Below are 10,678 nucleotides of genomic sequence, written 5' to 3'. Positions count from 1 at the left end.
AAGCTCCGCTGCAGCACCAACCGCATCACCGACATGGTGAAGGCCGTCCTCGTCCTTCACCACGCAACGAGCTGAGGTTGGAAAAGGCTCAATGTCCGCACCGGAACCCCACGCCCCCGCCGCTTCAACCCCCTCACCGCCGACGAAGCCCGACGCTTCCTCACCGCCGCCCAAGGCCACCAGCACGCCGCGCTGTTCGAACTCGCCCTGCGCACCGGCCTGCGCAAGGGCGAACTCCTCGGCCTGCGCTGGGAAGACTTCGACCTCGACGCCGGCACCGCCACCATCCGACGCACCCTCCAGCGCACCCGTACCGGCGGTCTGACCACCTTGCCGACCAAGACCATCAGCTCCGAACGCCACATCGCGCTGCCGGTCTCCTGCGTCACCTCGCTTCGTGCACACCGCAAGCATCAGGCAGAGGAGAAGGCGGGCTCGGCCTGGCGGGGCAGCGGCCACGTCTTCACGCGACCCGACGGACACCCGATCGAACCCGCGACCCTCACCCGCCACTTCAATGCGCTGCTCCGCGACGCCCACCTGCGACCGATCCGGTTTCACGACCTCCGCCACTCGACCGCGACGCTGCTCCTGGAACAGGGCGTCGAGCTCGTCGTCATCAAGGAGCTCCTGGGCCACGCGCACATCGGAGTGACCGCCACGGTCTACGCCCACGTCCGACTCCGTCTCCAACGCCAGGCCATCGACCTCCTCGGACACGCCCTCGGCAACCTCGCCGAAGCCACCACCGAGCCCGACGACGGCGACGACCCACCGCTTTGTGCAGCACCCGTCCGCTGACGTTGCCGTCAACCACTGCCGTCAAAGACACCGCGGGGTCCTATCGGATTTCTTTGCGATAGGGCCCCGCGGTGTATCCCAGGACTCCTGGCCGTCATTTTTTACTCAGTGCCTAAAGGACATCTTCGCCATCCAGAGAAAACCACCGGCGAGAAGCCCCGACGGGCTCGGGAGCTTTTTTCTTACCGATTCGGGAGTGTCTTGCTTTTCGTGTAAACCCTGGTGTTGACGCTTCTTGGGTTTGTCCGGGTATTACTGGACGCCTCGGCGACTACACCGAGGCGGTACGCCTGACCGACATCGCAACCCTAACTCGTGCCAAAAATATCATCCAGCCTTGACGGCCAATCAGCGTGTGCAAGCTCCGCCGCAATAAGCAAGTCACGCCAATCAGTCTCCATCAGCTCAATCGCACCGAGAAGTTTGTCCACACTCCCGTCCGCCAGAATTACAACTGCGGCCGTTATCTTTTCCTCCGCAGCTTCATGAAACACCCTGTCCTCAGCCTCTTCCAGCAGGGAGGAAACCGAACTCGCTTCAGCCCCGTACTGCCCTTCAAGCCTAGCGGAAATGCGACTTGTGATCACCGTGGATCCTCTCCACAACTGGACGACGAGCCAACTATCTTTTTCACTCCAGGACACCTAATCCCTTGAGTCACCCCTGCGGAGGAAGCAAATAGTCTCCGCTCTGCGTGTAACCCGCCTCACTAAACTGCCTTAGCTCTCTGGCGAATACAGTTGGACGTCCCCCTACGGTCAGGTTTCCTTCCGTCGGCGAGGCGACATACACCGGCTTGCGGACCTCAATTATCCCCTGAATCCACCGATCATTGTCCTCGACAGAAGTCCATTTACCCGGCGGGAGATCAAGCACTTCGTGGTTGGGCCAGTCTTTTGCTATCTCGACGTCATGCTGCCTTCCTATGACCGCGAATCTATCCGTCGATGTCGAGGGAAGAGACGTACAGGTCGAATTATGGACGAGCACTGGCGTCGAACCTGCGAGTACATAGCACGTGTGCAATTGCCGGACGGTGAGGTTCCAGCGATTGGCACTGCCAGGTGCGGGGCAGGGCGGCACTACCCGCTATGCAACCGTCAGTTGATCCCGCTCGGCCTGGATCTCTTGAAGCCGCTTGGCCAACTCCCCAGCGAAGGCGCCCAGTTCGCCCCAGCGGGCGGTGATCCAATGGCGGTCCTGCATCCCCCACGCCCTCCCGCACAGGACCGTGCTCCCACATGCCCAGACGCAGCCACTCGTTGATCACCCATGCCTGCTGCGCTTCTGCGCGGCTTCACAGACGCGGCCATCGCAGGACCCGAACCAGACGCGAGAGTTGTCAGGACCGAACAGTTCCGACGGCGGGGCCATCCCGTCAGAGACCAGCGATCTCGACCTTCGCCCCGGGGACAGCGCGAGTCTCCTGACGGAGGTCACGCACAGCTGTCCACCGGAGGCCATTGCAGCACCGGGACCCATCCCTTCACGGCGGGCAAAGGCGCAGGCCAGGGCACTGAATCATCGAACTCGTCACAGAAACCAGACCTCCGACCTACGCATTGCGATGCACAGACCGTCAGTGCCCGATTCGCCAAGCTTCCAAGATCACTCAAAACAAGAAACCCCAGGTCAGAGGCCTGACCCGGGGTTTTTCATGGAGCCCCCTGTCGGATTCGAACCGACGACCTACGCATTACAAGTCCGGGCAGGATCTTGCTGGTTGGTTCCGGACGCTGACCCGGTGTCCGAAAGCGCCAGGTCAGGACAGGTGCTGCTCGGCGACCAGTCCACGCAGTGATGGTCTCTGCCACCTCGTCGGCTCACGCATCGCTCACGCACGACGAGGCGCTGAGCAGCGTCTTCGTACGCTCGCGGGTCACGCCTGGGGAGCCGGTTTCGTCCGGCGGCCTCCGGTCTTGAGGCACATAGGTGACCGTCTGGGGTGCGGTGAAGCTGCATGCCGTCCAGGAGCCTGCAATGTGCTCGTGGACGGACGGGCGCATGTCGGCGACCGCAACCGCGATGCGTCACGACTCGCGATCGGTCAGCTCGGGATCTGCGTGTCCTTCGACCACCTCACGGGCCACATCCCTCAGCGGTCGCTGACGTGATCGAGCGTATTTGCGGAGGAGGTCGAAGGCTTCGTCCGGGGTCACCGTCCGGCGGGTCGCAAGGACGCCCTTAGCCTGTTCGATGACGACGCGGCTGGTCAGTGCCCGTTCCAGTTGGGCGGCGAGCGTCCGGCTCCGGTCGGCCTCGCGGGCACTCTCCAGGATGACGGCGGTGAAGTCCGCGAGTGACCTGCCGAGAACCAGCGTCTCCGGGGAGAAGGTACGCCCTGCGCAGGACAGCAGGATGAGCGCACCGCTCATTCCGCTCGCTCCGCTCGTTCGGGTGTACTCGCCCAGGGGGAGGGCCACGACGTGCGAGTAGCCCAGGCTCAGCGCCTGTGGGGTGTAGTGCGGCCACCGCCGCCTGGTGTGACTGTTGTCGAAAGCGGCCTGAGCCCAGGGCCCTGCGTCAGGGTGGTGGCAGTCGTAGCCAGGCCCCTCTCGCCATCCGACGGCTTCGTGTTCCAGTTGGGACACCTGGAGGTTGGAGCCCACCACGCGCGCAGCGTCGTAGCCCTCAGGGGTGAACACCACGGCCGCGGCACGCGTGCCGAGCAGCGCGGGGGCACGTTGGGCCAGGACGGACAGGGGTCCGGGCACGTCTGACGAACTGTCCGCCGTGCTGCCGGCCAGGGCCACGAATGCGTCGGCCAGGCGCTGTTCGGGCGTCATCGTGCCTCTTCTTCAGGTGAGTTTCAGGTCTCCGTGCACGATCTGCCGGGCGACGGCGTCGGGGGACACTTCCTCGGCGAACGCCCGGGCCTTGATGAGTGCCAGCGCGTCGGCGACGGAGCAGCCGATCCGCGCGGACAGCACGCCCGTTGCCTGCTGAACGGTGGCTCGGACATCCGTTCCGCCGTAGAGGTCCGGATCTGCGTCGGGATCGAGCAGCACGATGAGGGTGAGGGCCTCGGCCACCTCGGCGAGGTGGGCGGGCCTCGCGTCCGCGGGTCGCGGGTCGAACACCGTCAGTGACCCGATGCAACTGTCCTGCGTGCGCAGCGGTACGGCGGCCACCGAGGAGATGCCCAGCGAGACCAGGGAGGGCCCGTATCCCGGCCAGCGCGCCGCGATCTCCGGCCCGGACGCATGCACCGGACGGTGTCCCGCCGCCGCGTCCTGGCCCGGTCCCTCTCCGAGTATGTACTCCAGGTCCTGAGCCGTACGGGACAGTTGGTCGGACACGGCGACCGCGAGCTGGTTCTGCTCCGTGTCGAGTAAGGTCACCGCCGCGCTGCCGGTACCGCACTCCTCGGCGACCACCGTCATGAACCGCGGCTGGGTACTCCGTCCTCCGGCCCAGGCCGTCGTGCGGAGGGCGAAGTCGTCCTGGAGTCGGGCCGAGGCACGATGGCACTCGGCGGTTCGGCGGTACGTCCTCGCGATCTGGATGTGGAACTCCCGGCCGGGTTTCCTCGCCAGCAGTTCGTGCCGCTCGGCGGCCGCTTCGGCCCTGTCCGCGCGCTCACGGGCCAGCGCGGCACGTTGCCGTGCCACTGCTGCCAGCCCGGCATCCGTACGCCCCTGCGGGTCCATGAGTCCGAGGCTACGCCGCGAGGTCAGTCGGCGTCGTCGCTTCGGCTCTCTTCCATCATCAGGACGACGCCGCCGTGGTTCCCGCCGAACGGGGAGAAGAACACGTCGCAGGTGATGGGCCGGCCGATGCGGCTCATGGCCTCCACGCCGACCGGGCCGGAGCGTTTACGGGTCTCCAGACACCGCTCCACGACGGGCCGCAGCTTCTGGGTGGGCAACCCGAAGTCCAGCTCGAAGAAGGATTCGCCGATCACCTCGTCCGCGCGCAGCCCCCACAGGTCGATGGCACCCCGGTTCCAGCTCTTGACCTTCAGGTCCTCGCTCAGGACCACCACACCCGCCGCGATGCTCGTCAGAACGGCCTCCAGGAACGCCCTGGCCTCGTCCAGTTCGTCCGTGCGGATGCGCATCTCCTCGTTCATCGTCTCCAGCTCCTCGTTGCCGGACTGGAGTTCTTCGTTGGTGGTCTCCAACTCCTCGTTGGTGGACTGGAGTTCCTCGTTCGTCGTCTCCAGTTCCTCCACGCTGGACTGGAGTTCTTCGTTGGTGGTCTCCAACTCCTCGTTGGTGGACTGGAGTTCCTCGTACGCCGTCTCCAGCTCCTCCCGGACTCTTTTGACCTCGGACTTGAGATGTGTGGCGACGGTCACGTCGGTGAACGAGATCGCGGTGGCGACGTGCAGCCCGCCGGGCCCGGTGAGTGGCTGGATGAGGATGTCGAAGTACTGGACCTCCTCGCCCACCCGGCGCTCGACCCGGTTGACCCGGAGGGTCCGGCGTTCGTGTGTGGACTGGTCGATCAGGGAACGGAGTTCGACCGGCCGGTAGGAGACCTCCAGATCCTGGAAGGGGCGGCCGATGTCACTGGTGGTCAGGCCGAGCTGGGTCCTGGCCTGACCGTTGACCACCACGACGGTTCCGTCGCCGTCGAGGGCGATCAACGCGGTCGGCCCGGCGTCGAGCACCAGGTCGCGCAACTGTCGAGCGCGCGCAACGGAGTTCCCCTCGGCGCCTGTGCCCGTCCTGAGTTTCAAGGGAGCCGGATGATAGGTCAGTCCGTTGCTGCCGACCCGGCGCCGGAAGACACGCTGACGCATGTTCACCACTTCGAACCGCTCGCTGTCGTTCAGCAGCATCTCGGCCTTGCCGAGGAAGAGGAAACCGGCGGGGCGCAGGGCGAAGTGGAAGCGGTCGACGATCTTCGTCTGGGCCTCGACGTTGAAGTACATCAGAGTGTTCCGGCACACGAGCAGGTCGAGCCGGGAGATCGGGGCGTCACGCGTGATGTCGTGCCGCCCGAAGATCACCCGCCGCCGCAGGTCCGGAAGGAAGCTGAACTGCGCGCCGTTCTCCTCGAAGTACTTCTCCCGCATCTCCGAGGGAAGCGCTTCCAGCGACTTCGGCGTGTACAACCCCGACCGGGCCTCGCGCAACGCCTCCTCGTCGACGTCCGTGGCGTAGATCTTGACCCGCCGCGCGCACTCCTCGACACCCAACGCCTCCGCGAACATGATGGCCAGCGAGTACGGCTCCTCGCCGCTGGAGCAGCCCGCGCTCCACACCCTGATCTCCTGGTCCGGATCAAGGGTCGTCAGCAACTCGGGGACGACCTCGTGCTGGAGAAGGGTCCACGCCTCCATGTCGCGGAAGAAGGAGGTGACGTTGATCAGGATCGTGTTGAAGAGCGCGGCGAATTCATCCGTGTTGGTCTCCAGGAGATCCCGGTAGTCCGGGTGCGAGTGGATGCCGACGTCGGTCATCCGCTTGTGGATGCGGCGGGACAACGTGGAGCGCTTGTAGCCGGTGAAGTCGAAGCCGCGGGCCTCGCGGATGAAGACGAGCAGCTCCTCCAGCGCCTCGTTGCCTTCGGAGTCCTGCGGTTCACCCATCACTGCCTCTTGGCCTCGACAAGTCCGCGTACGACCGCGGCGATCTCCTCAAGAGGTAGCACGAAGTCCACCGCTCCCGTGTCCACCGCCGACTGCGGCATCCCCGAGAACTCGGCGGTCCGCGGATCCTGGGCGATCACCGTGCCACCGCGTGACTTGACGGCGTCGACTCCCATGGCGCCGTCCTGGCCGGTCCCGGTGAGCACGCAGGCGATCGCCTCCGACCCATAGGCACCGGCGACCGATTCGAAGAGAAGGTCGGCGGAAGGGCGTACGAAGTGGACGAGCTCCGAGTTGGACAGGCTCAGGGCGCCGTCGGAGCCGACGAGGAGGTGGCGGTCGGGAGGGGCGATGTAGACGGTGCCGGGCTGCACGTGCTCCTCCGCCTCCGCAAGCTTGACCCGAAGCGTTGTCCGGCGAGCCAGGACCTCGGCCAGCACTGTCCGGTGCCGCGGGTCGAGGTGCTGGACCAACAGCACCGGGACGGGCAGGTCGGGGCCCAGCGCGCCAAGCAGCGCACTCAGCGCCTGGATGCCGCCCGCGGACGACGCGACGGCGACAATGCTGTAGTGATCTGCGGGTGGCTCGTCGCGGGTCACGGCATGAGCGTAGCGGAACGGTGCCGGCCGTTGAGGAGCTGAAGCTGTCGACGGGGGCCCAGGTTCACGGGCGGCACCTTCCGGAGTGACTGCCTGGTCCGATTGCACCCTTTAGGCTCCTTATCAAGAATATAAGCAAAACTACACCCTGACGAGGGAACCCACTCCACGGCGAAGCGTTTCTGCTCAGAGGCTCGGCCTGCCCCTGACGTGGGTCGGCCTAGAGTCGCCCCCTGTCGTCACCCGAGCCCCCGGTGGCTGTGCACATCCGTTGTCGCCCGCTTCCCCATCGAGGCGGGCATCTCGCGAAACCCACGGAGACGCAGCGATGCCACGGGAGCCCACCTCTTACGCCCAGCAGATTCACATCCACGAGACGCAAGGGCGAACCGTCGTCCAACTGCTCGGCGAGATAGACATAGCCGTCGTGCTTCTGATCACCGCCGCGGTGGATGCGACAACAGGCCGCCCGAATTCCCATGTCGTGGTCGATCTCCGCCCTGTCGAGTTCCTCGACTGCTGCGGGCTGGGGTTGCTGTGCCGTGCACGGCGACGCACCGAGGAACGGGGCGGACACCTGACACTCGTCTGCCCCCAGCCGGGCATCCGCAGGATGATCCGGATCGTCGGCCTCAGCCAGGTCCTCGTCCTGACGAACACACTGGCCGAAGCACTCGACGGTCGCACGTCCGTGAGTTGAGAGCGCACCCGCACCGGACCGAGGCTTCCTGTCGGGCAGCCCGATTCGTGGACTGTTACTCCGTGCACTAGCCCTGAGCTGCTGGCCAGGAGGCTGCGTCTTCGTCGAAACAGCAGTGCCGGCCTGTGCACTGGGCCGTTACCAAAGCTGGATTCGGGTGCTGCTGTCCGGCCGCGGCAGGCAGTGGAGCTGGACGTGGCCGAGGCGCTGCGGCTGCTGGGCAATGTGGGGCCAGGCCGGGTGCTGTTCACCCGGAACACGCTGCCGACTATCGGTCCGGTCGACCACATCCCGGCCGTCGACGACGTCATCGTGCGGACCCATCGGGGTTCCGCGATGGCCGCGTACGGCCGGGGCACCGGCGCCCGCACCGTACTCGCCCACGAAACCGACGGCATCGACGCCATCAGCCATCTCGGCTGGAGCATAGTCGTCACCGGCTCTGCCCACCTGGTCACGGACCCGGCCGAGCTGGACAACTCCCGCGGCCGTCTGCGGCCATGGGCCGACCCGCTCACGGATCTTGCCGTGCACATCCACCCCGAGGTGATCACCGGCCTGCGTCTGACCGTCTGAAAGGACCACTCCTCTTCTCTTCCGTCAATGGAAGAGCACGGCTCATCTCCGCCTGATCGGTGTCGACGCGTTGTTCTGCTGCCGCCGAAGTAACCGGACCGGGCGGTGCTGCCCACCGGGCCGCCTGCACCACTGGCGCACCTGGCCGGCAGCCGGTTACCGGCCGGATCGCGTATTGCCGCCGCTACCAGGACGGGTATACCGTGGACAGCGAGGTTCGCGCGCGTTTCATCAGCTGTAACTGGTGAAGGACTGCCGACCCACATATTTCATCTTTCGGCCCCCTGCCCCCGGGCCACAGTGACCATCCGACCACTGTGAGCGGGCTGGAGCCGCATCGCCGACAACGCAGCTCCAGCCCTTCGCCCTCCCCAGCCCTCTTCGAGACCAGGGTGTACTCCGGTACGCCCCGGGTGGGGTGGTGAGGACGGGTCAGTGTGAGACGGCGAGGGGGGACCTCGGTGCCGTCTTCGCACGTACGGCCGCCGCCCGTGTCAGGCTGCATGCGGCGGCGGCCGTGGACCATTCCAGCACCGATGTCCCGGGCCGGAGCACGCCTTGACGGGCTGTTGACGGCGAGGAACAACACCGGGGCGGCGCGACGGCCGCCCCGAGACAGGTTCACCTCATGGAACCGACTGCCCCTCATCCCTCAGCCGGCGCGCAGCGCTCCGCACCGCTGCCGGTGCGGCTTTCGCTGGTGCCCTACGAAGCCGTCCCCGGCGGATTCGACGGCGCATGGTGGCCGTACTCCCGCAATCTTGCCGTTGAACTGCCCGGCCTGGTCGAGGCGATGGAAGGGGTGGGCAGCATCACCAGGGTCATAGTGGGAATCGAGCCGTGGCCCGACATCCCGCACCAGGTCTCCGTCGGCGGGCACACCGTAACCGCAGGGTGGTTCGTGTCCGGTCACGAACAGAACGAGATCGTGCTCTGCTCCTATCTCAAGGGCTTTCGCACCCTGCTTGTTATCCCTCCCACAACAACGCCCAGCGCTGCCGACTGGCTGATGAGCACACCAGTCACGGTCGACGCCAGCCGCACCGCCACCCAACTCCTGACCATCGCAACGACCCGCTCCGAAAAGGCATCCCACGAGGCGCCTCTACTCCCATCCGTCAAGTGACACCTCAGGACCGTTATTGAGATAGCCGTAGAGGGCACTGGCCGTTGTGTCCACAAATGCCTCTGGGATGGCATCGGTATCGATCCAGCGAACCTGGGCGTGCTTGCGGGGTTCACGATTTTCGGGTTCGCCGGTCCACTCGTGGGCGGTGAAGACGACGGTGAGAAAGCCGTTGGGAGCTTCAACGCCCCAGGCGCCGTGAATGATGTGCGCGACCTTGAGGGACTGCGGTTTCACGGTCAGGCCGGTCTCCTCGTACAGTTCGCGCACGGCGGTTTCGGTGATGGGCTCACCTGGCTCGCTCTTGCCAACGGGAAGATCCCACATCCCCTGGGCGAACTTGGCGTTCTGACTCCGTTGGAGGAGCACAACCCGGTTGGTGGCCTTGTCGTGGACGATGACGGCGGCGACCAGCAGGGTCATGGATTCGAGGGCGGGCGATAGGGCTTTGGGCTGGTCGTCGGTTGTCCGCTGAGCCACGGCTGGTGTCCCTTCGTCGGCCGGTTGGTGGGCAGCCTAGGCCAGTGCTTCGCGTGCGCGGCGGGCGAGTTCGGCTGCTCCGGGCACTTTGCGGCGCTGGTAGATGGAGAGGGTGGAGCGGAGCGAGGTGATCGCTTTGCGGGTGCGGTCGGAGGCCATGCCCTCCATGAGGGTCAGGGCCTGCGCCCAGGCAGCTACGGCCTCGTCGGCGCGGGCCTGGGCAGCGAGGCTGTCGCCGAGGTCGGCGTAGGTGAGGGCATGGACGCGCTTGTACGTCTCGGGGTCCCAACGGATCAGGGCGTCTCGGTGCTGCTGTTCGGTGCCGATGTGGTCGGCGAGGTCGGTGAGAGTGCGGGCGGTGTGGCTGGCCACGGTGCCGGCGGCGGGACCGCTGACGCGGGAGTAGCTGGGCTGAGGAACGTCGTCACGCAGGAGAGCGTCTTCGGCGGCGAGCAGGGCACGGGCCGCTGCGGACCTCTCGCCGACGGCCGCGAAGGCACGGGCGTGGGTGATGTGGAGGAGCGCTTCGGTCTGACCGTCGACGTGCCCCAGGCCGCGAGTGAGCGCGCCTTCGACGAGATCGACGCAGTAGTGGGGCTGCTTGAGACTGAGAGCCTGGTGGGCGAGAGCCCGCATCATCCAGGCGGCGTGACCGTACGGGTCGGCTTTCCAGGCGAGCTGATAGCCGACCTGGTAGTAACGCTGGGCGGCGCCCTCCTGACCGAGGTCGTGATGCTTCCACCCTGCCAGGTAAGCGAGTTCAGAAGCCGTTGTTGAACCGGGTATGAGCTTTGAGTTCCTGCTGGTCAGGCATGGTTTCGGTCGGATTGAGGGATGGTCTCGACGTTCTGTTTCCG

9 protein-coding genes and 2 pseudogenes are annotated in these 10,678 nt (G+C 66.0%); 4 read left to right on the top strand and 7 right to left on the bottom strand.

Going from position 1 to position 10,678, the window contains the following annotated elements; all coding sequences use genetic code 11:
* Window positions 1-90: 90 nt before the first annotated feature.
* Window positions 91-801: pseudogene (locus ACIBJH_RS48110) on the top strand (site-specific integrase); the annotation flags it as partial.
* A gap of 308 nt (window positions 802-1,109) precedes the next feature.
* Here the strand turns inward: ACIBJH_RS48110 and ACIBJH_RS48105 are convergent.
* The 5 genes from ACIBJH_RS48105 to ACIBJH_RS48085 form a co-directional block, all read right to left on the bottom strand.
* Window positions 1,110-1,388 (bottom strand): hypothetical protein, encoded by a 279-nt coding sequence (locus ACIBJH_RS48105; protein ID WP_399123410.1) that lies wholly within the window; start codon window positions 1,386-1,388, stop codon window positions 1,110-1,112.
* Between the two features lie 1,443 nt (window positions 1,389-2,831).
* Complete coding sequence (locus ACIBJH_RS48100) at window positions 2,832-3,587, bottom strand: ANTAR domain-containing response regulator (protein WP_399123409.1); 756 nt, start codon at window positions 3,585-3,587, stop codon at window positions 2,832-2,834.
* Window positions 3,588-3,599: 12 nt separating this feature from the next.
* Window positions 3,600-4,451 (bottom strand): GAF and ANTAR domain-containing protein, encoded by an 852-nt coding sequence (locus ACIBJH_RS48095; RefSeq protein WP_399123407.1) that lies wholly within the window; start codon window positions 4,449-4,451, stop codon window positions 3,600-3,602.
* A 23-nt stretch (window positions 4,452-4,474) separates the two neighbouring features.
* Entirely contained in the window at window positions 4,475-6,340 is a 1,866-nt protein-coding gene (locus ACIBJH_RS48090) for a CheR family methyltransferase (protein ID WP_399123406.1), read from the bottom strand.
* Complete coding sequence (locus ACIBJH_RS48085) at window positions 6,340-6,939, bottom strand: chemotaxis protein CheB (protein ID WP_399123405.1); 600 nt, start codon at window positions 6,937-6,939, stop codon at window positions 6,340-6,342. The genes ACIBJH_RS48090 and ACIBJH_RS48085 overlap by 1 nt, the downstream gene beginning before the upstream one ends.
* 328 nt (window positions 6,940-7,267) lie before the next feature.
* Here ACIBJH_RS48085 and ACIBJH_RS48080 point away from each other — a divergent pair, with 328 nt between their 5' ends.
* The 3 genes from ACIBJH_RS48080 (at window position 7,268) to ACIBJH_RS48070 (ending at window position 9,341) form a co-directional block, all read left to right on the top strand.
* On the top strand, window positions 7,268-7,639 hold the full coding sequence (locus ACIBJH_RS48080; RefSeq protein WP_399123404.1) for an STAS domain-containing protein: 372 nt from the start codon (window positions 7,268-7,270) through the stop codon (window positions 7,637-7,639).
* A 195-nt stretch (window positions 7,640-7,834) separates the two neighbouring features.
* A complete protein-coding gene (locus ACIBJH_RS48075) occupies window positions 7,835-8,215 on the top strand; it encodes a pyridoxamine 5'-phosphate oxidase family protein (protein WP_399123403.1) in 381 nt (126 codons plus the stop codon).
* Between the two features lie 628 nt (window positions 8,216-8,843).
* Entirely contained in the window at window positions 8,844-9,341 is a 498-nt protein-coding gene (locus ACIBJH_RS48070; protein ID WP_399123402.1) for a DUF5994 family protein, read from the top strand.
* Here ACIBJH_RS48070 and ACIBJH_RS48065 read toward each other — a convergent pair.
* Both ACIBJH_RS48065 and ACIBJH_RS48060 read right to left on the bottom strand, forming a co-directional pair.
* Window positions 9,321-9,764: an NUDIX domain-containing protein gene (locus ACIBJH_RS48065; protein ID WP_399123401.1), complete on the bottom strand. Its 444-nt coding sequence runs from the start codon at window positions 9,762-9,764 to the stop codon at window positions 9,321-9,323. The two genes, ACIBJH_RS48070 and ACIBJH_RS48065, sit on opposite strands and share 21 nt — an antisense overlap.
* 93 nt (window positions 9,765-9,857) lie before the next feature.
* Window positions 9,858-10,586 (bottom strand): annotated as a pseudogene (locus tag ACIBJH_RS48060) (tetratricopeptide repeat protein); the annotation flags it as partial.
* Between the last annotated feature and the right edge of the window lie 92 nt (window positions 10,587-10,678).

The sequence above is a fragment of the Streptomyces sp. NPDC050548 genome (genome assembly GCF_044457385.1).
Lineage (GTDB): Bacteria > Actinomycetota > Actinomycetes > Streptomycetales > Streptomycetaceae > Streptomyces.
Note: the sequence above shows the minus strand (reverse complement) of the source record. Positions and strands in the feature narration are given on the sequence as shown.